Annotated in this window: 21 protein-coding genes and 3 pseudogenes; 15 read left to right on the top strand and 9 right to left on the bottom strand. The window is 57.1% G+C overall.

All coding sequences use genetic code 11. The annotated features are described in order from the left end of the window. Positions 1 to 79: 79 nt before the first annotated feature. Positions 80 to 1,264, top strand: coding sequence for a two-component system response regulator RssB (gene rssB / locus IDM28_RS15495; RefSeq protein ID WP_150572389.1), 1,185 nt, complete (start codon positions 80 to 82; stop codon positions 1,262 to 1,264). Then, positions 1,261 to 1,743, top strand: coding sequence for an anti-sigma factor antagonist RssC (gene rssC / locus IDM28_RS15490; protein WP_101321154.1), 483 nt, complete (start codon positions 1,261 to 1,263; stop codon positions 1,741 to 1,743). Before rssB ends, rssC begins: the two co-directional genes overlap by 4 nt. Before the next feature lie 34 nt (positions 1,744 to 1,777). Here rssC and IDM28_RS15485 read toward each other — a convergent pair whose 3' ends face one another. From IDM28_RS15485 to dusA, 3 genes are all read right to left on the bottom strand, one after another. Beyond that, positions 1,778 to 3,655 carry an alkaline phosphatase D family protein gene (locus IDM28_RS15485; protein WP_188036419.1) on the bottom strand — a complete coding sequence of 626 codons (1,878 nt, stop codon included), beginning with the start codon at positions 3,653 to 3,655 and terminating at the stop codon, positions 1,778 to 1,780. Between the two features lie 102 nt (positions 3,656 to 3,757). Next, positions 3,758 to 4,684, bottom strand: coding sequence for a transaldolase (gene tal, locus IDM28_RS15480; protein ID WP_101321150.1), 927 nt, complete (start codon positions 4,682 to 4,684; stop codon positions 3,758 to 3,760). Between the two features lie 244 nt (positions 4,685 to 4,928). Further along, positions 4,929 to 5,939 (bottom strand): tRNA dihydrouridine(20/20a) synthase DusA, encoded by a 1,011-nt coding sequence (gene dusA, locus IDM28_RS15475; protein WP_188036418.1) that lies wholly within the window; start codon positions 5,937 to 5,939, stop codon positions 4,929 to 4,931. 103 nt (positions 5,940 to 6,042) lie between these two features. Here dusA and IDM28_RS15470 point away from each other — a divergent pair, with 103 nt between their 5' ends. Next, positions 6,043 to 7,164: a site-specific integrase gene (locus IDM28_RS15470; RefSeq protein WP_188036417.1), complete on the top strand. Its 1,122-nt coding sequence runs from the start codon at positions 6,043 to 6,045 to the stop codon at positions 7,162 to 7,164. A 549-nt stretch (positions 7,165 to 7,713) separates the two neighbouring features. On the opposite strand, the gene IDM28_RS15465 is transcribed toward IDM28_RS15470, so the two are convergent. Beyond that, positions 7,714 to 8,676, bottom strand: coding sequence for a hypothetical protein (locus IDM28_RS15465; protein WP_188036416.1), 963 nt, complete (start codon positions 8,674 to 8,676; stop codon positions 7,714 to 7,716). Positions 8,677 to 9,197: 521 nt separating this feature from the next. Further along, positions 9,198 to 9,440, bottom strand: a complete 243-nt coding sequence (locus IDM28_RS15460) for a pyocin activator PrtN family protein (RefSeq protein WP_188036415.1) — start codon at positions 9,438 to 9,440, stop codon at positions 9,198 to 9,200. Between the two features lie 5 nt (positions 9,441 to 9,445). On the opposite strand from IDM28_RS15460, the pseudogene IDM28_RS15455 reads away from it, so the two are divergent. The 3 genes and pseudogenes from IDM28_RS15455 to IDM28_RS15445 form a co-directional block, all read left to right on the top strand. After that, positions 9,446 to 9,886: pseudogene (locus IDM28_RS15455) on the top strand (late control protein); the annotation flags it as partial. Between the two features lie 79 nt (positions 9,887 to 9,965). After that, on the top strand, positions 9,966 to 10,517 hold the full coding sequence (locus IDM28_RS15450; RefSeq protein WP_188036414.1) for a glycoside hydrolase family 19 protein: 552 nt from the start codon (positions 9,966 to 9,968) through the stop codon (positions 10,515 to 10,517). Then, positions 10,514 to 10,966, top strand: a pseudogene (locus tag IDM28_RS15445) (lysis protein); the annotation flags it as partial. The gene IDM28_RS15450 and the pseudogene IDM28_RS15445, both read left to right, overlap by 4 nt. 100 nt (positions 10,967 to 11,066) lie before the next feature. Here the strand turns inward: IDM28_RS15445 and IDM28_RS15440 are convergent. Together IDM28_RS15440 and IDM28_RS15435 are read right to left on the bottom strand one after the other, a co-directional pair. Continuing rightward, positions 11,067 to 11,630, bottom strand: coding sequence for a hypothetical protein (locus tag IDM28_RS15440; protein WP_188036413.1), 564 nt, complete (start codon positions 11,628 to 11,630; stop codon positions 11,067 to 11,069). Continuing rightward, positions 11,627 to 11,938 (bottom strand): hypothetical protein, encoded by a 312-nt coding sequence (locus tag IDM28_RS15435; RefSeq protein ID WP_188036412.1) that lies wholly within the window; start codon positions 11,936 to 11,938, stop codon positions 11,627 to 11,629. The genes IDM28_RS15440 and IDM28_RS15435 overlap by 4 nt, the downstream gene beginning before the upstream one ends. Before the next feature lie 772 nt (positions 11,939 to 12,710). Between IDM28_RS15435 and IDM28_RS15430 the strand changes: the two are divergent. The 3 genes and pseudogenes from IDM28_RS15430 (at position 12,711) to IDM28_RS15420 (ending at position 16,129) form a co-directional block, all read left to right on the top strand. Then, positions 12,711 to 13,144: pseudogene (locus IDM28_RS15430) on the top strand (LexA family protein). Between the two features lie 341 nt (positions 13,145 to 13,485). After that, positions 13,486 to 14,022 carry a DUF4113 domain-containing protein gene (locus IDM28_RS23915; RefSeq protein WP_316937011.1) on the top strand — a complete coding sequence of 179 codons (537 nt, stop codon included), beginning with the start codon at positions 13,486 to 13,488 and terminating at the stop codon, positions 14,020 to 14,022. A gap of 160 nt (positions 14,023 to 14,182) precedes the next feature. After that, on the top strand, positions 14,183 to 16,129 hold the full coding sequence (locus IDM28_RS15420; RefSeq protein ID WP_188036411.1) for an ATP-binding protein: 1,947 nt from the start codon (positions 14,183 to 14,185) through the stop codon (positions 16,127 to 16,129). A gap of 477 nt (positions 16,130 to 16,606) precedes the next feature. Here the strand turns inward: IDM28_RS15420 and IDM28_RS15415 are convergent, their stop codons facing one another. After that, a complete protein-coding gene (locus tag IDM28_RS15415; RefSeq protein WP_188036410.1) occupies positions 16,607 to 17,953 on the bottom strand; it encodes a serine/threonine protein kinase in 1,347 nt (448 codons plus the stop codon). A gap of 694 nt (positions 17,954 to 18,647) precedes the next feature. Then, a complete protein-coding gene (locus IDM28_RS15410; protein WP_150570753.1) occupies positions 18,648 to 19,211 on the bottom strand; it encodes a type 1 glutamine amidotransferase domain-containing protein in 564 nt (187 codons plus the stop codon). Between the two features lie 922 nt (positions 19,212 to 20,133). Between IDM28_RS15410 and IDM28_RS15405 the strand changes: the two genes are divergently transcribed. The 6 genes from IDM28_RS15405 to IDM28_RS15380 all read left to right on the top strand — a co-directional run bounded on the left by IDM28_RS15405 (position 20,134) and on the right by IDM28_RS15380 (position 26,143). Beyond that, on the top strand, positions 20,134 to 20,388 hold the full coding sequence (locus tag IDM28_RS15405) for a hypothetical protein (protein WP_188036409.1): 255 nt from the start codon (positions 20,134 to 20,136) through the stop codon (positions 20,386 to 20,388). Between the two features lie 24 nt (positions 20,389 to 20,412). After that, a complete protein-coding gene (locus IDM28_RS15400) occupies positions 20,413 to 20,700 on the top strand; it encodes a DUF3077 domain-containing protein (protein WP_188036408.1) in 288 nt (95 codons plus the stop codon). A 322-nt stretch (positions 20,701 to 21,022) separates the two neighbouring features. Then, positions 21,023 to 21,508 carry a formate dehydrogenase subunit gamma gene (locus tag IDM28_RS15395; RefSeq protein ID WP_181108103.1) on the top strand — a complete coding sequence of 162 codons (486 nt, stop codon included), beginning with the start codon at positions 21,023 to 21,025 and terminating at the stop codon, positions 21,506 to 21,508. After that, positions 21,502 to 23,055, top strand: a complete 1,554-nt coding sequence (locus tag IDM28_RS15390; RefSeq protein ID WP_150570756.1) for a formate dehydrogenase beta subunit — start codon at positions 21,502 to 21,504, stop codon at positions 23,053 to 23,055. Before IDM28_RS15395 ends, IDM28_RS15390 begins: the two co-directional genes overlap by 7 nt. Next, a complete protein-coding gene (gene fdhF, locus IDM28_RS15385; RefSeq protein WP_188036407.1) occupies positions 23,052 to 25,937 on the top strand; it encodes a formate dehydrogenase subunit alpha in 2,886 nt (961 codons plus the stop codon). Before IDM28_RS15390 ends, fdhF begins: the two co-directional genes overlap by 4 nt. Further along, a complete protein-coding gene (locus IDM28_RS15380; RefSeq protein WP_101321121.1) occupies positions 25,934 to 26,143 on the top strand; it encodes a formate dehydrogenase subunit delta in 210 nt (69 codons plus the stop codon). Before fdhF ends, IDM28_RS15380 begins: the two co-directional genes overlap by 4 nt. Positions 26,144 to 26,169 lie beyond the last annotated feature (26 nt).

Raw genomic sequence — 26,169 nt, 5'->3', positions numbered from 1 at the left:
GCAGCCAAACAGTATTCCAGTAGTGATAGGCGCAATTGCGACGATCCTACGCAAACCTAATCCGGCGCCGTTCGCCCACATGCAGAAAACCAGTGCAACGCTGCTGATTATCGATGACGACGACGTGGTCCGTGCGAGCCTCGCCGCGTATCTCGAAGACAGCGGCTTTAGCGTCCTCCAGGCCGGCAATGGCCAGCAGGGGCTTCAGGTCTTCGAACAACACCAGCCTGATCTCGTGATCTGCGATCTGCGCATGCCGCAGATGGGCGGCCTTGAGTTGATCCGTCGGATCAGCGAAGTGGCCCCGCAGTTGCCGGTGATCGTGGTTTCGGGTGCCGGTGTCATGAGCGACGCTGTCGAGGCTCTGCGCCTGGGCGCTGACGATTACCTGATCAAGCCGCTCGAGGACCTGGCAGTGCTGGAGCACTCGGTGCACCGTGCGCTTGACCGTTCGCGCCTGCTGGTCGAAAACCAGCGCTATCGCGACAAACTGGAAACCGCCAATCGCGAGCTCGAGGCCAGCCTGCACCTGCTGCAGGAAGACCAGACCGCAGGGCGCCAGGTGCAGATGAACATGCTGCCCGAGAGCCCGTGGGTAGCCGGCGAGTTCTCCTTCGAGCACCAGATCATCCCGTCGCTGTACCTGTCGGGCGACTTTGCCGACTACTTCCGCGTGGATGAGCGGCGTATCGCGTTCTACCTGGCCGACGTATCCGGCCATGGTGCTTCGTCGGCGTTCGTGACCGTACTATTGAAATTCATGACCACCCGCCTGATGTTCGAATTCAAGCGTGGCGGCAAGATGCGCGATTTCAAGCCTTCGGAAGTGCTCAGTCACATCAACCGTGGCCTGATCAACTGCAAGCTGGGCAAGCATGTGACCATGGTCGGTGGCGTCATCGACGAAGACACCGGCCTTTTGACCTACGCCGTCGGCGGCCACCTGCCAATGCCGGTGCTGTATACCCCGGAGCACACGCGCTACCTCGAAGGCCGCGGCTTGCCGGTGGGGTTGTTCGAAGAAGCCACCTATCAGGATCTGGTGATCGAGTTGCCCGCGCAGTTCAGCCTCAGCCTGATGTCGGACGGTATTCTGGACCTTTTGCCCGGTAACACGCTCAAAGATAAAGAAGCTGCCTTGCCGGAGATCGTCAAAGCAGCAGGGGGTAGCCTGGATGGGCTGCGCCAACGTTTCGGATTGGCTACGCTTGGGGAGATGCCGGATGATATCGCCCTATTGGTGTTAAGCAGGAACCTTCAATGAGTACCGGTAGAATCCAGTTCGCCGAGCAAAGCGGTACCTTTGTACTGAAGTTTGTCGGTGAAGTACGCCTGACCTTGTGTTCGGCTTTGGATGCGACGATCGAGAAAATCTTCACTGCGCTGAATTTCTCGGCCATCGTCATCGATCTGACCGAAACCGAAAGCATCGACAGCACCACCCTGGGGCTGTTGGCCAAATTGTCCATTCTGTCCCGGCAGAAGGTGGGTCTGTTGCCGACCGTGGTCACCACCAATCCGGATATCTCGCGCTTGCTGCAGTCGATGGGTTTCGATCAGGTGTTCAACATTGTGGGTCGGCCGATCCCCTGCCCAGAGTGCCTGACCGACCTGCCGTCGCAAGACCAGAGCGAAGAGGTTGTACGCTCCAAGGTGCTTGAAGCACACCGCATCCTCATGGGCCTGAACGACTCCAATCGTGAAGCCTTCCATGACCTGGTCAGCGCGCTCGAGCGCTCCTGAGCCTCGACTGCGGTGCACTGATCACCGCAGCCGCTCACTGATCGCGCAAGAACTCATTAGCCTCTGAACCATCCGCATTGAGCTGGAACACCCGCTCTGGCTGGCCGTCAGCGGTGAAAAACACCTGCCCCAGCCCCGCGCTGTTCCACAGCCGCTCGCCGGCCTTGCTGCGGCTCGGCAGGCGTGGTGCGACTTCCATCAGGCGCCGCTTGGTAAACCAGTTCAGGGGCGAGCGCGGCGAATACAGCCAGCGGTTGAGCCGATCAAGCACATCCAGCAAACGCTGCGGAAACTGGTTCTTGATGCCGCTGCTGGTGACCTGCCACAGGTGCGGGTTGTGCTGGCGATGGCGGATCATCACTTCATAGACAAACGAATAATGCACGTCGCCTGACAGCACCACGTAATGCCCCGGGGTGCGCGAGTGGCGGAAGATATTCAGGATGACCTGCGCCGCGCCGCGGTGCGCCATCCAGTTTTCAGCGTCGACCAGCAGCGGATAACCCAGCCAGCTGAACACCCGCTGCACCGCCTCGATCAGCTTGACGCCGAAGATCGGCGCCGGTGACACGATGATCGCCGAAGGGTGGTCAAGCAATGCCTGCTGCAGCTCGCACAGCGCTTCCCAGTCGAGCAGGCCAGAAGGCTTGCTCAGGCTGTTCTCGCTACGCCAGCGCCGGGTGCGGGTGTCCAGCACCAGTAGCGGCGGGGTGGTCGGCAGGCTGAACTGCCAGCCCTGAAAGCGCAGCAGCTCGCCAATAAGTGCATCCTGCGCTTGCTTGGCCAGATGTTGCTCGGCCAGGCTGCAGTACTGCTCCAGCAGTGGCGTGCAACTGTCCGGGTCGTTGCCCCAGCCCTGGCAGAGCAGGTAGCCGAGCAGGGCATTGCCGATGATCCGCCGCGAGAACGGATGGCCATAAGCGGTCTCTTCCCACTGCGCCGACAGGTTCCAGTCATCGGTGATGTCGTGGTCATCGAAGATCATCAAGCAGGGCAGGTGCGCCATGACCCGAGCGACCCCGCCGAGCCCTGCGGTAAAGCCCTCGATCAGCGGCAGCTCTTCCTGATAGCGCGCCTGGCGCTTGTCGGTCAGCCCCGCCGGCATGTCCATCTGCACCAGGCTCCAAGGCGTTGGTGACCACACCAGCAGATACATCGCCATCACCTCGGCGAAGGTCACCAGATGGTTGTCAGCGTTGCTGGAGGAGAAGATCGGCTTGCGCTTGCCGCCAAAGAAGCGCTCCCGCAGGGTCTCGTTACCTTCCTGTGCGGGCAGCAGATCGGCGCGGTGGTAATAACAGGCAGGGTGGCCGTAGAGCTCGGCGCTGTCAGCGACCAGCGCACCTTCCAGGCTTTCCTCGAACAACCCCAAATGCTCGATCAAACTGTGAATCGCACGCAGCATCGGCCCGGCGACATCGTCGGCGTAAACCTGGTCGCCGGTCATCATCAGTACCGCGGGCCGCTGCTGCGGATTTGGGTTGGCTTGCAGCAAACGGTCGGCGCAGAGCAGGCCGTCGGCCGCCGGGTGATGAGGCTTGCGGCAGGAGCCATGCAGCAGTTGGTCGATGCGCTCACGCAGCACCAGGCTCGGTCGGCTGGCGCCGGGGTAGAGCAGGTGCGGCGCCCAGCTGGCAATGCCTTCGCCCGAATCGAGCAGCAAGTCGTATTCGAGGGCCACGTCAAACGGCAGCGCGGTGTCGAAATGGATATCCAGCAGGTGGATAAAAGCCGACCTGCCGATGGGCACGGTCTGGCAATTAATCTGAGCAGTGACACCGGGGTGTTCAAGGACGAAGTCCAACTGCAGCGGTTGCGATCCAACCAGCCAGATCGCCAGGCGCTGAGGCTCCAGGCGGCGCAGTACCGGGCCAGCGAGGACAAGGGGTAACGATTCGGGGGAAGGCGTCATCGACAACTCAACAGCTCGGTGAAGCCGGGGATTATCTCACAGGCAAAAAAACGGCGGAAAATGCTCGGCATTTCCCGCCTGTTGCTTACGCGCAGATTTGTATCAAGCCTTGTCGGCCATCAGCGCTTCCAGCTTCTCCTGATCGCGGGCGAACTGGCGAATACCCTCGGCCAGCTTCTCGGTGGCCATGGCGTCTTCGTTCATCGCCCAGCGGAACTGGCTTTCGTTCAGTTGCTGCTTGGCTTCACCGGCATTGCCAGGCTTGAGGATGCGCGGCAGCTCGCCGTGGTCTTCGCTCAACTGCTGCAGCAGCTCAGGGCTGATGGTCAGCCGGTCGCAGCCGGCCAGATGCTCGATCTGGCCGATATTGCGGAAGCTCGCGCCCATCACCACGGTGTTGTAGCCGTTGGTTTTGTAGTAGTCGTAGATACGGGTTACCGACTGCACGCCAGGATCGTCAGCGCCGACATATTCTTTGCCGGTGCTCTTCTTGTACCAGTCGTAGATACGCCCAACGAATGGCGAAATCAGGAATACCCCAGCGTCGGCACAGGCCTGCGCCTGGGCGAAGGAGAACAGCAGGGTCAGGTTGGTCTGGATGCCTTCCTTCTCCAGCTTCTCGGCAGCACGGATACCTTCCCAGGTCGACGCCAGCTTGATCAGCACCCGATCACGGCCAACACCGGCTGCGTCATACAGCGCAATCAGTTGGCGCGCCTTGGCCAGCAGCGCATCTTCGTCAAACGACAAGCGTGCATCGACCTCGGTCGAAATCCGCCCCGGGATGACTTTAAGGATTCCGCTACCTACCGCTACCGAGAACTTGTCACAGGCAAGGCCAACATCGCCTTTGGCATCCGCCTTCACCTGCTTGAGCAAGTCGGCATAGCCAGCAATACCAGCAGCCTTGAGCAATAGCGAAGGGTTGGTGGTGGCATCTTCCGGCTGCAGCCGGGTGATGGCATCCAGATCGCCAGTGTCGGCGACCACGGTGGTGAACTGCTTGAGTTGTTCCAGCTTGGAAGTCATGGCGTGCTCTGTCCTGTGCAATGGCTCGACATTACCCGAGCCCGGAGCAGCGCTCAAGGGGCGTCAGGGCAGGCCGAGCATGCCCCTCGTGAAATAGCGCGAAACCTTGATCAGGCAGGGCCAAATACGAGGGGCGGCGGGTTAGCTCAGGGGCCGACGGCGAACCGCAGCCCCAGCGCTGAAGAAAGTGTGCACGTTCGAGTCGTAGCCGTGCTCAGGGTTCCATCCATTCCCGCCCGACGGCTCAACGGCCCTGCAGCAGCTCGGCCGCCTGATCCAGCACCGCCAGCGGTTGGTCGGTCTTGTGGATGTCTGCAGACAGCAACTGCCGGAACCGCCGCGCCCCCGGGAAGCCCTGGCCGAGGCCGAGGATATGCCGAGTGATGTGATGCATCGCGCCGCCGCTTTCGATGTGCGCGACGATGTAAGGCCGCAGGCGCGCCATCGCCTCGCTGCGGGTGACTACCGGCGCGGTGCTGCCAAACAACTGTTGGTCGACCTCGGCCAGCAAGTACGGATTGTGATAGGCCTCGCGGCCGAGCATCACACCATCGAACGTCTGCAGATGAGTGCGGCATTCATCCAGCGTCTTGATGCCGCCGTTGAGGATGATTTCCAGGTCGGGGAAGTCGTTCTTCAGCTGCGCGGCAACGTCATAGCGCAGCGGCGGGATATCGCGGTTTTCCTTGGGCGAGAGGCCCTCGAGAATCGCGATCCGCGCGTGTACGGTAAAGCTCTGGCAGCCGGCGTCACGCACCTGGCCAACGAAGTCGCACAGCTCGGCGTAGCTGTCGCGGCCGTTGATGCCGATCCGGTGCTTGACCGTGATCGGCGTGGATACCGCATCGCGCATTGCCTTGACGCAATCGGCGACCAACGCCGGATGGGCCATCAGGCAGGCGCCGATCATGTTGTTCTGCACCCGGTCGCTTGGACAGCCGACGTTGAGGTTGACCTCGTCGTAGCCTGTTGCCTGCGCGAGTTTTGCGCAGGCGGCCAAGTCGGTCGGATTGCTGCCGCCGAGTTGCAAGGCGAGCGGGTGCTCGGAGACGTCATGGCGCAGGAAACGGTCGGCGTCGTTGTGCAGCAGAGCGCCGGTGGTGACCATTTCGGTGTAGAGCAGGGTGTGCTGGGAGAGCAGGCGCAGGAAGTACCGGCAGTGGCGGTCGGTCCAGTCCATCATCGGTGCGACGCTGAACCGGCGGGGCGGCTCAGGGCGCGTGTTTTGTGGGTTTGAGGCTGATTCTAGGGGCATTCTGGTCTACGCATTTTGTACCATTTTTCGGGATTTTAGGGTGTTCTTGGTGTGACGGTGGTACGATGTACCATCGCCAGCCACGCTTGTACCACCGGAAATCATGGCAACGATTAGAGCAAGGAAAAAGGCCGATGGAACGGTTAGCTATACCGTCCAGATCCGCCTCAAGAAAAAGGGTGTCCTAGTCTACCAAGAAGCCCAGACGTTCGCCCGAAAGCAGGCAGCTCAGGCCTGGGCGAAGCGACGAGAGACAGAGTTGGCTGTCCCCGGAGCCATTGAGCGGGCCACCCGCAAAGGGCACGCTGTCAAGGAAATGATTGACCGCTACCTAGTGGAAGCCGAGAAAGCCCGGCCGCTGGGTAAGACGAAACGGCAGACCCTGCTAGCCATCAAGAACAGTTACCTCGGCGAGGTGGTCGACGCCAATATCTCTCAGCAGGTGCTGGTGGACTACGCCTTGTGGCGTATGAGCACCGAAGGCGGCGGCATCAAGCCGCAGACAGCCGGCAATGATCTGGCTCACCTCGGGTCAGTGCTGTCGCTGGCGAGGGCGGCGTGGGAGTACGAGATCAACCCTCAAGCCATGCCTGACGCGCGGTTGGTGTTGAAGCGGCTCGGCTACAACATGAAAAGTCGGGAGCGGGATCGCCGGCCAACCCTCGAAGAGCTTGATAAGGTGCTCGAGCATTTTTTCGAGATGCTTGCGCGTCGCCCCACTGTGATTCACATGCCCAAGGTCGTGGCGTTTGCCATCTTCTCTACACGCCGCATGGACGAGATTGCCCGCATCAGGTGGGAGGATCTGGATGAACACCGCCAGGCGGTGAAAGTTCGTGACATGAAAAATCCAGGGCAGAAGATTGGCAACGATGTGTGGTGCCATCTGCCGGATGAGGCTTGGGCGATTGTTCATGGCATGCCGCGCAAGTGCGCTGAGATCTTCCCCTACAACACCGACTCAATCGGCACGGCTTGGTCCAGGGCATGCAAGGTGGTTGGCGTGGAGGATCTGCACTTTCACGATCTGCGTCATGAGGGTTTGAGCAGGTTGTTCGAGATGGATTGGGATATCCCGCGCGTATCGAGTGTTTCCGGTCATCGTGACTGGAACTCGCTGCGGCGTTACACCCATCTAAGGGGGCGTGGGGATCGATACATGGAATGGAGTTGGTTAGAGCAGATTATCAACGCCCCAGTCACTCTGGGCGCCCGAGTTGAGTAGTTGGTTGGGGATGCGCAGAATTAACCATCACTTGTACTCGTCTTGACTAGTCGGTTGCATCGGGCCTGACCAGTCCATTGGATGGTTTGACCGGCACGAAGCGGCCATGATCTGCCCTGCGCCTCACCTCCCCTTGGTCAGTCCGTGTATTGGGGGTGGCCGCTTGCGACCCCTAACTGCCTCTCGCGAAGTGCAGCAATCGCCCAGAAGCGGTCAGTCTTCCCGATTAATAAATACTTCGCCTTTATCCCAGCCGTGCTTAGCTGGAGCGTTAACGATCTATGCCCTGAACCAAAGTATCGTCCTGTGGCATGGAGACTACCTGTAATGGATCTGATGTTGGCGCTGATTCGAATTTGACTCAGGCTGCGGGAACTTATCGGCCCGCCCGGATACTCAGCAACCGATGACCTTGCTCGGGATTTCAGAGACTGCGTATAGGTCATTCAAAATTACCTGCCGGGGTGAAAATCGTAGCAGCTCCAAGAAATCGACTATACGCAGCACAGGATGATAAGGACTGCTTTGGAGAATGCCCCCACCTTTTGCTTACAGGTGGTCGCGGTAGATTCGTAATTGTGCATCGACAACTTGACGTAGTGCGTCCTCATCTCCACAAAACATAACTATCTTTTTTGTCCCTTCTAGTCGTGACGACACCGACAGCTCAAATTGAGTGCCTCCCTGTGGATGCTGCACGGCGCGGACGATGCAGTTGGAGCTTGGGTCTTGCTGTGCTGGGCCCAGAAAAAACGCGTAGCCGTCCGGATCGTTGTGTTGCTCGGCAACTAGCTCGGGGAATTTTCGGGCGAGGAAGGTACGAATTTCACTAGGCGACATGATGGGGCCTTGCGGGGCCTGCATCTGATTGAAGTACTCTTGAAGGTTGCCAAGCCGAGAGCGCATGTCATCTACCAAAACCAGGTGCTCCTCGAGACATTTTTCTGGCCCCTCGTCATTGCTGCTTTGACCTAGGATCGCATTGATGGACATCGTCCCTACTACCTGCGAAGTGCCGGCTTTTTCTGCGCTAGCCATGATTTGACGGAAGCTTGAGCTTTGGACTTGCTCCGGGAACGTGTCATTAATTTTTTTAATTTTCGGGCGGAGTACGGCAAGGACTGCATCCCCGTACTTTACAGCCTCTTCTCGCGATGGGATTTTGCCTTTATGGATTACCTCGTTTCTAAAGCTGATCAAAGCTGTGGGCAGCAGCAGAGGAGTTTCTTCGAAATGGTTAGCCCAAAGAAATATGAATGCACCAAGCTGCCGCTCTGACATGTTCGAGACACTTTTCCAAGCTGCTTGGAAAAGACCGTCACTACCCGAAGATTTTTCGAGGAGTATTCGGATGGTGTATTCGTAGAAACGCTCAAGACTGGAGGTAAAAGACGAAACTGCCTCTCGATAGTATCCATCCAGTATCGCGTGGGAGCCAATTTCAAACAAAACTTCAAATTTGTGTTGCTGAAGGACGGTCACGGTCCTGTGACCCGACAGGCAGGTTGCCATGTAGCAACCATCGTCCCGAACTTCGATTTGCGAAGCACCTCCTGGGCGTCCGTTTTCTTGCAAGCACTGCATGCATAGCAGCGTTAACCGCATGGGCCATTTCCTCTATGTGAGCGATGCATCATCACTTGCTGCGGTGCGATGCTTCTCGATGGGTAGTGTCACCATATTAAAGTGTGTTGCTCGGTAGATGTCGAATTTGACCTGGTATTTCAAGGAAATGCCTGACCCCCCTGTTTTTATAAAACATTAGATGACTGTTTCTAGGCGTTGCCTGCCCTTTTTGAAGGGCAGCTTTGGGTCGAAAGCTGTGGCTAATCGCGTAGTCGCGGGGGTATTTCCGCCGTTCCGATCCTGTCGATTCTTTAGGGGGGCGAGTCGATAGCCGCCGATCGTAGGCGGCCATCGACGCAAGGTGGCTAAGGCGAATTCGACTGGGCGGAAGGGGGAATGCAGTGAGTTGTTCTGGGTGGGCGGCTGACACTGATCAAGTGAGTGCAATCTCCGTAACAGCCTGTCCGTCACCTCTTATTCAATTGAGCACACTCTTTGCGCGCAGCATCCCGCTGGTGGTCCAGGTAGAGAGCCAAATCGGCAATGTGTATGCCTCGGGCGCTCTTCTGGCTCCGTTCAAGGCGGGTGATGGGCAGCTTGATTTCCCCGGCCAGCACCTTGCGTTGGAATACGAGTGGCGTGAGGTGAGTGAAGTAGTCAGCGCGTACTTGTTCGAGCGAGATAATCGCCATGCTGTTGTACTGCGCCATCAAGCCTCGGTGATCGAGGCACCCAGCAGGCGGTCAAGACCAAGCATCAAGACCCCAAAACCGGCGTTTTGAAAGTGGTGGAGCTGGGCAACGACGAAGCCCCTAGCGGCCTGCCATCCGTTCACACCGACCGCCATATCTACCCCAACGAGTCGGCCGCCAAGCAGGCCGCCAAAGCCAGGCTGTCGGCATTTAACCGCAGCACCGCCGCCGTGCGGCTGGAAATGGCCGGCCGTACCGACCTCTTTGCAGAACGCCAGATCAACGCCAAGGACTTCAAACCCGGCCTTGATGGTGAGTACCTGGTGGACAGCGTAGAGCAAGTCTTTACCCAGTCCGGCTGGACAACGACCGTCGAGTGCAACGGCGGCAAGAAGGGCAAAGCGAAGGCCGCCGGCAAGAAGACGAAGAAAGCCAAACAGCCGCTCAGGATCGAGCCGCTGTGACCGAATCAAAACCCTCCGACCTGTCGCGCCAGTGCGCCGGCATGGCGTTTTAAATCAACCCGCTCAAGGATATTTCCTGATGGCTATTACCGAAAAACAACTCCAGCAGATCCTCCCCAACGCCGGCACTAAAGCCGGCGTTTTCGTACCTGGTCTCAATGCGACCATGGGCAAGTACGCGATCATCACGCGGCTACGCATGGCCGCGTTCATTGCCCAGATCGGGCATGAGTCCGGCCAGCTTCGTCACGTGCGTGAGCTTGGCAATAATGCCTACCTGGCCAAGTACGACACTGGGCGCCTCGCCCAGCGCTTGGGCAATACCCCCGAGGCGGACGGTGACGGCCAGCTGTATCGCGGCCGTGGTCTGATCCAGATCACCGGGCGCGCGAACTATGAGGCCTGCAGCGAAGCGCTGTTTGGCGATAGCCGCTTGATCAATACCCCAGAGCTGCTCGAGCAGCCGGTGTATGCGGCGATGTCGGCGGGTTGGTTCTGGCAGCGCGCTGGGCTCAACACGCTTGCCGACAAAGGCGACTTCCTCACCATCACCAAGCGGATAAACGGCGGCACCAATGGCCTCGACGACCGGAAGGCGCTCTACAAGCGAGCGCTCGAGGTGCTGCAGTGAGCGCGCTCAGCTGGCGGTTAGCCGGCTTGGCGCTGCTGTTGGGTATCTACATCGGCGGACGCGCTGCCTGGTTGTGGCAAGCCAACCATTACGAAAAAGCGCTGGCTCAACAGTCCGGCCAATACCAGCGCGAGCGTGAAGCCGCGGCACTGGCCGTGATCGACTGGCAGGCTGAGGAACAGGATCGCCGGCGCGGTCTTGAGGGTCGTCTCAAGTCGACGGCAGAAACCCACTGGAAGGAGATGAGCAATGCTCAACAAACTCAAGCTCGCCTGCGTGACAGGCTTGCTACTGCTGACCTGCGGCTGTCAGTCGTCCTCGCCGCAACAGCCGGCGAGAGTGGTAGCTGTGGGGTGTCAACCGCCCCCGGCGCCCGAGGCGTGGTACATGGAGCCGTACGCGCCGACCTTGACCCCGCGCATGCTCAACGAATTGTCGCCATCACCCACTAAGGTGATCAAGGACTAATCGCATTAGGGGCGTGCCAAGCTTATGTTTCAGAACTACAGGCCGATAAAAAAGCCCAGCATTGAGCTGGGCGCTTTAGAGCTATGCGAAGTTACGTCTCTCGTAAATTTCGTCGATTTCGTTCCCCGCTGCCTTGATTATGGCCATGCCATTTCTAACTTTTTCTGGAAACCATTGAGTTTTCAAGATTTTGTGTCTTGCGGCATAATAAGCGAGGCGCGTTAGACTACTGTGGGATAATACCATCTCCATATAGGCTGAGTAGTATTCTTGCACCGCTAAAGAAACCTCATCAATCTCCAGCTCTCTGGATTTTAGGACATTTTCAGCTTCATCTTGTGCCTTTCGCAACGCATCATCGAAGCTCGATTTTTTGTTGTTGCTGAGGAATAAGAAAGCCTTGTAGGCTTGATCAAGACCAATGTTGGGAGCAAATTGAAGAAGCATATTTATACGTTTGTAATAATACTTAAATAATGCAGATTCTTCGTTGAGAAGGCCTTTAGAAACCAACAAGACTAGATTGTCTCTGACCGCATAAAGGCGATAAGTCGCCTTAACTCTTCTCAGTCGATTCATGACAATTGAGAAGATTATAGAAATCACCAATCCTAGTGATATGAAAATCAAGAAGATCTCGATCATGCTGACTTTCTCCCTTTTGACGAAATCCTACGCCTTAGCACCTGAGCTTCCAGCTCCGCTTTGACCACACTCAACCTATCGATCTCATCCTGTTTCAGCTGCTGGGCATACCCACAGGCCAGTACCCCCAGATTGCTGACCAGCATGAACAAGGTAACTGTGCACGCCCATACGAAGGGCTCCACTACGGGATTGCTACCTGTCAGCTTCTCCATCATGTAGCCCATACTGGCGATGAGACCACAGTAGAAGCCGAACGCGGCTACCACAGTTTTAACAGAAGCATGCTTGATGATGAATCGCATCATTGCGAGAACGGCCGCCTTCCTGAGCGAAAAATTGCCGCATCCTACCTTGATGGCTAAACGGCATCAAGCAGAGTTCCAGTCCGTCCGTCGTCAGAGCCTTAGGCAACCCTTGAGTACCAAGCCTAGTCTTAAGGTCAACCTACCATCAAATAGTTCCCGCTGATAGTGGCTATTTGAGGACTAGCCTTGACAAACGCAAGTGGGATGGGCGAGAACCCACCACATTTTTGTTACCAGAGATAAACAGGACTTGCAGGTAGGAGGCGCCAGCGCCCAGCCCGGCCAACCGAGCCTGCAGACCCTACTGTGAGTCCAGCCGTGACCTATTGAATTTTCCTTTGGATAGGTGGCAGCGTCATCTGGCCGGCCGGTTTAACCCCCTCTCTCCCTCATGAATGCTACGTCTAAATCTTCGCCGGCGGCGCCGCATTGTTCTTCATGCGTGGCCAGCTCGCACCGGTTGAGGTGCTGAACGATAATATGATGACCTGGTCACCTTCTGTCGTGTTGCAGAGCCATCTGGAGGAAATTGCGCACCAGCTCAAATAGGTGCTCAGCTTCCGCCAGATACTCCAGTGGCAGGAAATCGCGTTGAGGCGCTGGCCGGTTCTTTCACCTGCGGCAGAATGCCTTTGGCGGCAAGGTCACCGGGCAGACGTTCGGTACCGCTACACAGAACCGGCTATTAACCCCCCGTCCCCTTGGCCCATTTGTGCGTCTGAGCGCATGTGGTGCGAGCTGCAGTGGCGACGGTTGTCTGGCCTCCTACGCATTGAGGAAAACCATTACCTTTCTCGGAACCCCTACGGGCGACCCCGCGTTGCTCCCCGTTTATTCATTCCGCGTGCTGGCAGGATTCCCCTCACCTGCAGATGACCACCTTGATCGGCACATTTCCATTGATGAGTGGTCCGATCTCCGTGCACCCACATCTACCTCGTTCAGGTGGAACGGGACGGCATGCAGGGCGCCGGCATCCATTCCGCTGATCTTCTGATCGTCGACCACAGCAATGAGGCTGAGCACGGAGACATCGTGATCGCCGCAATCATCACCGAGCCTGCGTGCAAGCCGTTGTATCGCCGTAACGGTGCGCTGATCCTGCAGTCGGAGAATTCTGCATACACGCCCTCGACACGTGATGGAGGGTTACGACCTGACCATATGGGGCGTAATTCGTATAGCGTGCCCGACCATGCGCAATGAGGCGTCGTTATAGCGCGGACCAAGACCTTGGCAAAGCAGGACAACATACCGCGAAGCGCCTGCAGGCGGAGATTGGAGGTTTGGTCGACATCTTTGATCCGTTGTAGCGCGACTGGGTGCTGCGCAATACTGAAGTCAAAGAGGTCTGGGGATCGGCAAGCGGATGACCGCACACCGTAAGGCATGGGTATCCACAGTGCAATGGATCTCACCAAACTGATCAATGGACGCTTCGCGAAAAATTTAGCGTGTGTCGAGAAGACAGCAAGAGAGCTTGCGGGCACATCTTGCCTAGATCTCGAGGAAGTGATCCACCAAAGCAGGAGATCTGTTGCAGCCGGATGTTCGATATGCGGCTGTCGGAGCTGACGTCGATCAAGCAAGCGAAGGCAACCCACGAGGGGCGAGCGGTGGAGAAGCTGCGCGCCCAGGGTTTGTTGTGCAAACACCTCCGAGTCAGTATTCGCACTGGCATGTCAATCCTAACGAACTGCATCAAGCGCAGGGTGCTCTTATTGAGGTGTGAGTTGCTTTATCCAAATAACGACACGTTACTAGTTACGCGTGCGGCCACCTATGCTGAAGAGCGGATCTACCAGGCTGGCCACCGATACAGCAAGGCCGAAGTGCTGCCCCCGGATCTGCGCCAGCCCGGGGAGTGCACTGACGATCTGTTCTCGATCTCCCAGCCAGCAGCCTGCGATTGCCTCATGTCGACCGTCGACGAGATCAACGGTAGATATGGACTAGGGCCTGTTAGGTTTGGCAGCGTCCCCGATTGGAGTATGCGTCGCGAAATGATGGGTCAGTCCTACTCAACTCGCTTAGATCAGCTTTGGAGAATTTATTCTATCTTGTTGTGCATCAAGTGGTGGTAGATTGATGCTCGTGGAGCAGAAGAAATTTGGGTGCGCTGCTGTCTGTGCAGCAGCGTTATTAGTCTGCTGCCATGTAAAGATCTAACAACTACCTACATGTTCTCATTGGTCGAGGGCGAGTCGTGGATCAATCGGGGTTGGGTCTTTAAAGTCGAAAGAGGTGGCCAATGAAATTTTTGATTGGTCAGTGCCGTCAGGAAAATTAGCTTCGCGAGGGTATATGATTTTTAAGAGTGTACGCGACTATAAAGGCTTTAGCTTAGATGATTGTTTTGAATTTAATGATACGATTGCAGTTTTAACTGGAAAAAATGGGTCGGGAAAGACGCGTTTTCTCGAGTCTTTGGGTAATGGGGTTGAGGTTTATGATGCTGAGGGTACGCCTCTTGTTCTAAACATTAAGCGCATATCTGCGGACGAGATGCGAGGTGGATTTCAAAATTCCTTCCACCGTGAAGATCGTCGCACTAGGTTAAGTGCGATTGTAGCGTGGCATCAAAGAGATAAGGATGGTTTTTCGTCACCATATAATCCGGATAGAAATATGGGGATTCAGGATGGTGCTGTTCCGTATACATACGAGCAGTTGCATAAAGGATTCTCCTTGGTTGCTAAAAAGCTAGGGAAAAGTGTATGGAATTTGGAGGGGGATGAGATAAGGCTTCATTTTGAAGCGCCGACGCATATATGGGGAGGCCTAGATATTGGGGGGATGTGTAATGAGTACATCTCCCGGCAACGTGAGAATTATTTTTCAATGTGGCTTGCGCGCGAGCACGGGTATGCGCGGCACTATGTAGGTGCGGACGAGTTTGAGAAAAGCTTTGGTCGTCCGCCCTGGTTGATCTTTAATGAGGTGTTAGCTGAAATATTTGATGGAAAAATTTCAATTGTTTCACCAGGTGATATATTTTCTGAGGAAGTATATGTGCCGATATTACGGGAGGTCGCAACGGGGGTGGAGTTGCCACTGGATGGGCTCTCTTCAGGTGAGAAAAATTTGTTGTGGCTCGCAAATACTATATTTAAGTTTAAGTACGCGGCGGCCTCGGGTTTTCCTGATTTGATATTGTTGGATGAGCCGGATGCTTTTTTGCATCCCAAAATGGTGGTGAAGTTCTATTCGGTTATTCAATTGATGGTCGAATACTTCGGCTGTAAGGTAATGTTCACCACTCACTCGCCAACCACGGTGGCTTTGGCGCCTGAGGGTTGTGTATACCGAGTCACCCCGGCTGCGATAACTTCGGCGGAAAAAGATGAGGCGATAGCTGATTTACTAGATGGTGTTTCACAGATCTCCTTGAGTTCGCGCAACAGACGTGAGGTCTTCGTTGAAAGCAAGATTGACGGCGATCTGTATAGGTATATCTTTGATAAGGTCAAATCGAGGTTTTCATCTGTTGATCCAAAAATATCTCTATCTTTTTTAGTGGCTGGCCCTAAAATGCCTATCGCTCAGGTAGAGTCTAAGGTTCAACAATACTTAGGTTGTACTGATGTTGAAGCTGTTAAGAGTTTTGCTGAAGAGCTCAATGGTGTTGGCAGTTGTGGCCAAGTTGTTGCTATGGTTCAGTCATTGTCCGGGGCAGGTAATTTAACGGTTAGAGGTATTATAGATTGGGATCTCAGAAATAAGCCAGCATCCAATATTGTGGTCTTTGGATATGGTTTGTTCTATACCCTTGAAAATATTGTATTAAACCCCATCTATATATTGCGATTGCTGTATGCGCATTCTCCGGAAAAATATTCTTTGGCGCGTTATTGTAATCGGGATGTAAGCTTGCGTGAATGGATGGATGATATTGATTTGTTGCAGTGTTCAGTTGATAAGTTTATTTTAGAGCTTGCTGGTGTGCCTAGTAGACGAGATTCGGAAATTCGATTCCTAGGCGGGCATATCTTGCTACTCGACAGCGAATATTTAAGGTGTAACGGTCATGAGTTAATGGGTAGGATTTTGAATAGTTATGGTGCATTGAAAGCCTTCCGCAAGCGAGACGGAGATGTGCTGTCCTCTTTGGTGAAAGCAATGGTTGACGATTTCGGATGGAAGCATGTTCCGCACTGCTTTGGTGAGATGTTCAGTGCATTGCAGCGATGACAAAAGTCAGATTGGATTTTCATTAAGCATCGTGCGGGTAGGGCATGGCGTCGAATGTAGATGGCTTGAAGCCTTAATAATTGGTGTCGTGGGTGTCTATGCTCAGTACATGGCGTCCTACAAAGAATTGGACATTCTTGACGATCAGCAGCGGTATAACAAAGTTACCACGGTACGTTCAGGAACGTAAATATGCACGGACTTGCTAGGCCAGCAGAGAAGACGGTCTACGCCGTCATCGTGCCTTGGCTTGGCCATCCAGCATTTTTAATGGGGTAGAAATGGAGCTAACCATGCGCGTTCAATGCCAAACTATGCCATTGCACATGTGGATGCCAGAACGAAAGAAGGCGCCCAAACCCTTACTCTGTGGGGGTTGGGCGCCTTTTTCTGTTCCTACTGCATAATCGTGGTGTGATTCTCTCTGGCGGAGTCTGATTATTGCTTGATGCAAAGTATGCTTAGCTATAAAGAATATTATTTGGTACGAATATCTTCGATCCAGTCATGCGGTAGCTCTTCAAGTTTATTTTTTACTATTCGAGCATCGTTATCTAGTGCCGAGCGAAAAGCGCTTATAAAATCAGCACGCTTGCCAGTAGCCTCCGCAAGCAGTGGGATGGTAGTCATGAAATAACTTCCAATATAGTTTTGTGTGTACCAGCTTTGTCGGAGAAGTGAAATAAGGTTATCCGCCAAGATTCCTTTGTTCTGAAAGTTTTCCCAGAAAACACTCGCATACGTGCCTAGAACTCCGCCGGATATTTTCTTTATTCCATGAATGTCGACGTGGCCGGCCAATACATCTTTGGTGATAAGTTCTTCAAGTCGTATTTGCACAAGCTTTTTCAAGCCTGCCCAGTTGGCTTTTGGTAGGTTTGAAAGTAGTCGCAAGTTTGGCGGCCATTTCCCTTTTGGTGTCTCTTTGTCGATAGCTGCGCTCAAGTGCGTGAGGAATTCACTTCGTTTGGCAGTAGATAGTCGAGACCAAAGAATTCTTACATATTCATCATGTTTGTATTCGTATACTAACTCATTTGCCATTCGCTTGAGTAAGTCAAATACAGCGTGGTCTGGTGTGTCCTCGCCTAATGCAGCTGCATATGCTTCTCCCTTCACAAAGTCTGTGTCCACTACACGAGAGAATAGGTGGTCAAGTGTGCGCTGCTCGCGCTCAGGATCATCAGGCGAAGTTATATTTATGAAAGCGGTGCGTATGTCGTCTAGTTGAGCGCGTGATCCAAGCATGTTGTTGAACTCAGTGGCTTCGGCAGAGTCAATGTCCGAATTAACTATTAACTCCTGAATCATTAGTCGCAGACTAAGGATGTCTCTATTCAGGCGAGATGCACGATTTTCACTTGTCAGTGTAGATAGGGAGTTCAAGTATAGGATGTCGATGATTTTGGCGATATTAGCGCCAATCATCACGTTTTCAGCATGAAGATCTCCATGCGCCATGCCTTGTGCATGGATATGGGCTAACCCATCAATTATCCCTAGCCCAAACAAAACAACCTCAGCAGCTGTCAATTTCCCACGGCTAAGGTGTTTTGCAAGCGTTACTCCACGAATCAACTCCATGACTACACAACTAGTGTCTTTGCCGGTGTTTGGGTCTGAAATTGTTTCGAGGGTGAGAACAGCTACAACATTCGGGTGGGTTGCACGAGCTAAAGCTTTTGCATGGGTGAGAGCATCTGCAACTCCTACACTCGCCTCTCTAACAATTTTTACGGCGACCTCTCTATCTAGTTCGTCTCGCGCACGCCAAACATCTGCAAACATTCCATCGCCAAGTGGATCAATCAATTCCAACTTCATAGTTATTTCTTCATTCCATTGGTTTGCGAAGATTTAGACCAGTGCATGTCGCATACCATTATCCCGTGATAGACCTAGTGTCAAGGTTTCACCAGTTAAAGCTTCAGAGAAAATCAGTGATCGAAAGCGTCGTTGGTACAAAATTGGTACATATAGACTATTATTTGTCTGAAGCCCTTTAAAAAAGGGCGGCGTGGAATATATGTGTCCAATCCATCATCGGCGCAACGCTGAACCGGCGGGACGGCTCAGGGCGCTTGGTTTGTGGGTTTGAAGCTGATTCTAGGGGCATTCTGGTCTGCGCATGTCCGTACCTTTTCTACGAGTAGGCGCCTTGTTATGACAGCGGAGAAAGCGGTTCCACTGCTGGGCGCGCCGGCTCCGTCGAGATGGCAACAATGAGAGCAAGTAATAAGGCTGATGGATCGGTTAGCTGCATCGCCCTTACCAGCCTGAAAGGATGCCGTAGTCTACCAAGAAGCCCGCAGTTTCGCCCGCGATCACCCTGATAGGGCTCGAACGAGGCGACTAGAGGTGAAGTGATTACGAAAAATGGCATTTGCGCCCTTGGCAGTTCAAAGGACAAAAGCAAGCATCCGATCGGATGGGTGCCATATGGCCTTATCAGCCGTTTATGGCGGGAAAACTAGCAGGGATTGATGGCAACCCACGCGGGCTGCCATCTGTGCGTACCTTATTTCCCTTCAATCGCCGCAGCGATAGCGTCATTGAAGGCAGGAATGTCCTTCGGCGTCCGCGAGGTAATCAAGGTCCAGCCATTGGCCTCGCATTGTTTCACCTCAGCATCGACCCAACCTTCAGCCCCGGCATTTTCAAGGTCAAGCCTAACGCTAGGGTACGAGGTGAGGGTCTTGCCCGGAATAACCCCGGCATTGATCAACACCCAAGGGCCATGGCAGATCGCAGCGATCACCTTGCCCGCATCGGCGAACTCCTTCACCAAACGCTGAGCGTTCTCGTCCAATCGCAGCGTATCGGCATTGACCGTGCCGCCTGGAATCACAAGCGCATCGAAGTCTGCCGCCTTGAGTCCAGCCAGAGCGGTCTGGGACTCGACGGTGCGATCCTTCTCGGTGTCGCCAACGAACGTCTGCGTTGTGCCGCCCTCGCTCGACCCGTGGGTGACTTCCGCACCCTGAGCCTTCAGCGCTTCCAGCGGTTTGACCAGCTCATCGCGTTCGATGCCGGTGTTTGCGGTGATGAACAGTACCTTCTTGCCTGCCAGTTGATTACTCATGGTGGTCTCTCGGTCCTCTCGATCAAGGTGGTGGAAATGGTTCGGTCGGTGCTTTTCCCCGACGCGTGAAGATGGGAGGGCAGGGCGGTTTCGAAAGTTCAGCTGGATTCAGGCGGGTGCCGGGTGCGCCTGACTCAAGTGGTGTCGATCTAAGGTCAGAGGCATGCAACGGACGACCATTGGTTGCTCCGCTCTGAAGGGCATTCCCTCAAGGGCTCTGCATTTATCTGAATTTTTGTCTGGCTTGAGATTGCTGGGGCCGCTGCGCGCCCCTGACGACCTCACGACAAGTGCACTTTCAGAACACTTCAAAAGGGATGGCTCTACAGGCGGGCTGGACCAAACTGCAGTAATGTACGATGGATTTCGTATGTATACGGGCGTCGCGACGTGCCATTCAGCGACGGCCAGGGCCAGGCGCGAGATAGTCTTGTGGGCGTCTGCAGCGGCTGCGAAACCGTGGTGGCGATTCCGCCGCAGTCCACGCCGGCGCAAGCTTGTGTATCTCGCGGTTTGATTCAATCTCAGCTCGGTCGATATGACGCGTGTCTTATTTTGTTTCATATCGGACCTACGTCCTACGTGAATTAATCAGATTTTCGCTCTTCCCTGTAGTCCATTTCCGAATCATCCTATTACCGCTTTTTCGCCATTGCGGTGGTATCTCCAACCTCCTAGTCTCGCCCTGTCGCTGCGAAATCAGCGAACGGGTCTGCAAACCCGAGCCAGAGAGGAAGGAGTCACCACCAGGCTGTCGGCATGAATTCATGCTGGCGGTTGCGCTTTATGGTGGCTGCGTATGGGAGGTTTTCGGACCTACCGGGTTTCCTTCTTCTGCCCCGGCTTTGCAGCCTGTACGTAGCCGCCACCCATCCTCTGCAAAGGACAGGTGTCTGGCTTTCCCCACGCAGGAGAAGTCGACATGATCAAGATCGTCCCCGACCCACCCCATCCCAGCTCCCTCCACGCCCTCGAAGACACCCTGATCCAAGCCGCAGATTACGTCCTGTGCGCACTGACGGTGGCCCATCAATCTGCCTTGCTCCTGCCGCGCACGCCCGGCTCGATCATGATGCTGACCATCATGCATGAGCTCGAAACCGCCCGAGCTTTGGTGGATACGGCTCTCACGCAGGTACAGCGCTTCGATGAGCCGACCAAGCCGACGTTGCACTGAATCAGCCAAGCCGGAGGACTGCACATGGACAAAGAACCGCTAGACCGCATCGGCAGGCTGGGCTTGACAGTCGGCACAGCGACTTGCCTGGAAGGCGCCATTATGGGCAAGCGGCTGTTTCGTGTAGAGGCGGGTAACTGTTGTGACCACGCCTTGGCGCAGGCATCGGTGTTGATGGATAGCGCCCGTAAGGCCTCGTTTATAGGCGTCATGGACAATGAGCCTGCACTGGTTTGGGCCTCTCATTTTCTTGGTGAAATGGCTAAAGCGCTGATGGATGATGCGCATATGGGCATTAACAGAAACTCTTGAAGGGAACCCTTCAAGGTATTTGTCGGGCAGAAATTTTGGGGGCGCTGTGCGCCCCTTTCGCGACACAAGGCCGCTCCTGCAGTGACCGAGTATCGCTGTCGGTCATCGCGTCGGTTTCAGGATACGTCTGGTCGCTGGCGCACATCCCTGTACTGGCAGGAGTGCCATGCTGTGAGGATGCCCTCGACGCCAGTGCACGTAGATGCGCGGCCGTGGGCAAGGAGGTGTCCGGCGACCACGCAACCGTGACGTGGCCGGTGCGCCGCAGCAGAACACGTCGGGCGCAGGTACTGCCTGCGCTCGCGACGCCGAGGTCCGCTGTATGCCTGATGAGACGCTTGACCTGCCCGTGATCCAGCGTGTGCTGGATCACCACCGTGACACCCCCGGCGCGCTGTTGCCGATCCTGCATGCGATCCAGGCCGGCGTTGGGTATATCCCCGATGCCGCCGTGCCGGATATCGCCCATGCACTGAACCTCAGCCAGGCTGAGGTGCGCGGGGTGATCACCTTCTACCATGACTTCCGTACCGCGCCGCCAGCGCGGCATATCCTGCGCCTGTGCCGGGCCGAATCCTGCAAGAGCCGTGGCGCCGAGACGCTGGCGGCGCAGCTGCGCGAGCAGTTGGGGCTGGATGATCACGGCACCAGTGCCGACGGCGCGGTAAGCCTGCGGCCGGTGTATTGCCTGGGGGCCTGCGCCTGTTCGCCAGCGCTGGAACTGGATGGCCAGGTGCATGCGCGGCTGACGCCGGAGCGCTTGAGCGCACTGGTCAGCGGCTGCCTGCAGGAGGTGAAGCCATGCTGAAGCTCTTTGTTCCCTGCGACTCGGTGGCGCGTGCAGTGGGCGCCGATCAACTGGCCGACGCGCTCAGCGCCGAGGCGCAACGGCGGCAGGTCGAGGTACAGATTCAGCGCACCAGCTCGCGCGGGCTGTACTGGCTGGAACCGTTGCTTGAGGTGGAAACCGCTGAGGGCCGGCAGGGCTTTGGGCCGGTGGCTGCCGAAGATGTCGCGGGCCTGTTCGAGGCGTTGACGGCGGCGCCGGCTGAGCATCCGTTGGCGCTGGGCCTGGTCGAGCAGATCCCGTATCTGAGCAGTCAGCAGCGTTTGTTGTTCGCCCGTGCCGGCATCACCCGGCCGCTGTCGCTGGACGATTACCGCAACCACGGCGGCTTCGAAGGCCTGGCCAAGGCTGCGTTGCTGGAGCAGGCAGAGGTGGTCGCGGCAGTGCTCGATTCCGGCCTGCGCGGGCGGGGCGGCGCGGCGTTTCCGGCGGGGATCAAATGGCGCACGGTGCGCGATGCTCCGGCGGTGCAGAAGTACGTGGTATGCAACGCCGACGAGGGCGACTCGGGGACGTTTGCCGACCGCATGCTGATGGAGGGCGATCCGTTTCTGCTGATCGAAGGCATGATCATTGCCGGCCTGGCGGTGGGTGCTAGCAAGGGCTACATCTACGTACGTTCGGAATATCCGGATGCGGTCCACGCGCTCAACGAGGCGGTGTTGTTGGCCCGAGAGGCGGGCTATCTGGATACCACCGGCAGCGGTGTGGCGTTCGACCTGGAGGTGCGGGTCGGCGCTGGCGCGTATATCTGCGGTGAAGAAACCGCTCTGCTCGAATCTCTCGAAGGCAAGCGCGGCATCGTCCGCGCCAAGCCGCCACTGCCGGCGCTCGAAGGCCTGTTCGGCCAGCCGACGCTGGTGCACAACGTGCTCACCCTGGCCTCGGTGCCGATCATCATGGCCAAGGGCGCGCAGTTCTATCGCGACTTCGGCATGGGCCGTTCGCTGGGCACCTTGCCGTTCCAGCTGGCGGGCAACGTGCGCTATGGCGGTTTGGTCGAACGCGCATTTGGCTTGACCTTGCGCGAGCTGGTCGAAGGCTACGGCGGTGGCACTGCCAGCGGGCGTCCGCTGAAAGCCGCTCAGGTCGGCGGGCCATTGGGCGCTTGGGTGCCGCCGAGCCAGTTCGATACGCCGCTGGACTACGAAGCGTTCGCCGCGCTTGGCGCGATGATCGGCCACGGCGGTGTGGTCGTCGCCGATGACACCCTGAACATGGCCAACATGGCGCGCTTTGCCTTGCAGTTCTGCGCTGAAGAATCCTGCGGCAAGTGCACCCCGTGCCGGATCGGCTCGACCCGTGGCATGGAGGTGGTCGACCGCTTGATCGCCAGCAGCGACCCGGCCTACCGCGCCGACCAGGCCAACCTGCTGCACGACCTGTGCGACACCATGCAATACGGCTCGCTATGCGCCATGGGCGGGATGACTTCATACCCCGTGGCCAGCGCCCTCAAGCACTTCCCTGCCGACTTCGGTCTGGCCAGCCCGGAGGCCGCCCAATGATCAATTATTTCGACCCTGCCAGTGATGCCGACCTCGGCACCCCCGCGCGTGAAAGCCAGGTGCAGGTCAGCCTGAATATCGACGGCCGCGCCATCAGCGTGCCCGCTGGCACCTCAGTGATGCGCGCCGCCGCGTTGCTCGGCACCAACATCCCCAAACTGTGTGCCACCGATACCCTCGAAGCCTTTGGCTCGTGCCGCATGTGCATGGTCGAAGTCGACGGCATGCGCGGTTACCCGGCGTCGTGCACCACACCGGTCACCGAGGGCATGGTGGTGCGCACGCAGACGCCACGCCTGGCCGACCTGCGCCGCAATGTGATGGAGCTGTATATCTCTGACCACCCGCTGGACTGCCTGACCTGCTCGGCCAACGGCAACTGCGAGTTGCAGACCGTGGCCGGCCAGGTTGGCCTGCGTGAGGTGCGTTATGGCTACGAAGGCGCCAACCACCTTGCCGACGCCAAGGACCTGTCCAACCCATATTTCAATTACGAACCGAGCAAGTGCATTGTCTGCAGCCGTTGTGTGCGTGCCTGTGAAGACATTCAGGGCACCTTTGCTCTGACCATCACCGGTCGCGGTTTCGACTCGCGAGTAGCGGCGGCTGGCGGTAGCGACTTCCTCACCTCCGAGTGCGTGTCGTGCGGCGCCTGCGTGCAGGCCTGCCCAACCGCAACCCTGACTGAAAAAAGCCTGGTCGAACTGGGCCAGCCAGAACGTGCGGTGATCACCACCTGCGCCTATTGCGGCGTGGGCTGCTCGTTCCGCGCCGAGATGAAAGGCGACCAGCTGGTGCGCATGGTCCCGGACAAGAACGGCGGCGCCAACCACGGCCATGCTTGTGTCAAAGGCCGCTTCGCCTGGGGTTACGCGACCCACCCGGACCGCATCACCAAACCAATGATTCGCAAGCACATCGACGACCCGTGGCAAGAGGTCAGCTGGGACGAGGCGGTGACCTACGCAGCCAGCGAGCTGCGCCGCATTCAGCTCAAGTACGGGCGCGACTCGATCGGCGGGATTACCTCCAGCCGCTGCACCAACGAAGAAGCCTATCTGGTGCAGAAACTCGTGCGCACGGCGTTCGGCAACAACAACGTCGACACCTGTGCACGGGTCTGCCATTCGCCGACCGGTTATGGCCTCAAGCAGACCTTGGGCGAATCCGCTGGAACTCAGAGCTTTGACTCGGTGATGCAGGCCGACGTGATCCTGGTGATCGGTGCCAACCCAACCGACGCGCACCCGGTGTTCGGCTCGCAGCTCAAACGCCGCCTGCGTGAAGGCGCCAAACTAATCGTCATCGACCCTCGGCGGATCGATCTGGTCGACTCGCCGCATGCCCGCGCCGAGCTGCACCTGCAACTGCGCCCCGGCACCAACGTGGCCATGCTCAACGCACTTGCCCATGTGATCGTTACCGAAGGGCTACTTGATCAGGGCTTTATCGATGCCCGCTGTGAAGGGCCGGAGTTCGCTCGCTGGCGCGATTTCGTCAGCCTGCCAGAGAACTCCCCCGAAGCCCTTGGCCCGACCTGTGGCGTACCGGCCGAGCAGATCCGTGCGGCAGCCAGGCTGTATGCTGGCGCTGGCAACGCGGCCATCTACTACGGCCTCGGCGTCACCGAGCACAGCCAAGGCAGCACCGCAGTGATGGGCATCGCCAACCTGGCTATGGCTACTGGCAACATCGGCCGTGAAGGGGTAGGGGTGAACCCGCTGCGTGGGCAGAACAACGTCCAGGGCTCGTGTGACATGGGCTCGTTCCCGCATGAGCTGCCGGGTTATCGGCACATCTCCAACGCCACCGTGCGTGCCGAGTTCGAGCAGGCCTGGGGTGTGACCCTGCAGCCTGACCCAGGCCTGCGCATCCCCAACATGTTCGAGGCGGCGCTGGATGGCAGCTTCAAGGCGCTGTACTGCCAGGGCGAAGACATCGCCCAGAGCGATCCCAACACCCAGCACGTGACGGCCGCGCTGCGGGCGATGGAATGCGTGGTGGTGCAGGATATCTTCCTCAACGAGACGGCCAAGTTTGCCCATGTATTCCTGCCGGGCAGCTCGTTCCTTGAAAAGGACGGCACCTTCACCAACGCCGAACGGCGTATTTCGCGGGTGCGCAAAGTCATGCAGCCGTTGGCCGGCAAGGCTGACTGGGAAGGCACCATGGCCCTGGCCAACGCCCTCGGCTACCCGATGAACTACCGTCATCCGTCAGAGATCATGGACGAGATCGCCCGGCTGACACCGAGCTTCCACAGCGTCAGCTACAGCGAGCTGGAGCGTCACGGCAGCCTGCAATGGCCGTGCAACGAAGCCGCGCCAGACGGCACGCCGACCATGCACATCGACCAGTTCGTGCGCGGCAAGGGCCGCTTCATGCTGACTGGCTACGTGCCCACCGACGAGAAGGTCAACAGCCGTTATCCGCTGCTGCTGACCACTGGCCGCATCCTCAGCCAGTACAACGTCGGCGCGCAGACACGGCGTACCGAAAACGTCGCCTGGCATGCCCAGGATCGGCTTGAGATTCACCCAAGCGACGCCGAAAGCCGCGGCATTGTCGAAGGCGATTGGGTCGGTATTGGCAGCCGCGCCGGGCAGACGGTGCTGCGTGCTCAGGTCAGTACCCGGGTTGCGCCGGGGGTGGTGTACACCACCTTCCACTTCCCCGAGTCGGGCGCCAACGTCATCACCACCGACAACTCCGACTGGGCCACAAACTGCCCCGAGTACAAGGTTACGGCGGTAGAAGTGGTGCGTGTATCGCAGCCGTCGCAATGGCAGCAGCGTTATCAGGAATTCAGTGACGAACAACGGCGCCTGCTGCAGGAGCGGCGCAACAGCGAGCAACAGGAAACTGCCGAGGTACGCCGATGAGTGTCGACAGCCTGGTCAAGATGGCCAACCAGATCGCCCACTACTTTGACAGCGAGCCCAACCGGACGCTGGCGGTGCAGGGGGTACGCCAGCATATTCACAGCTTCTGGACCCCGCTGATGCGCAAACAGATCGTCGAGTGGATGCAGGCACATCCCGACGAAGGCGTGGACGATCTGGTGCGTGAGGCCCTCGCGGAGGGTTGACCAGAGGAGGCAGGCAGCGGCGTCCA

It is taken from the genome of Pseudomonas sp. EZ-C24 (assembly GCF_014525325.1).
GTDB lineage: Bacteria > Pseudomonadota > Gammaproteobacteria > Pseudomonadales > Pseudomonadaceae > Aquipseudomonas > Aquipseudomonas shirazensis.
Note: the sequence above shows the minus strand (reverse complement) of the source record. Positions and strands in the feature narration are given on the sequence as shown.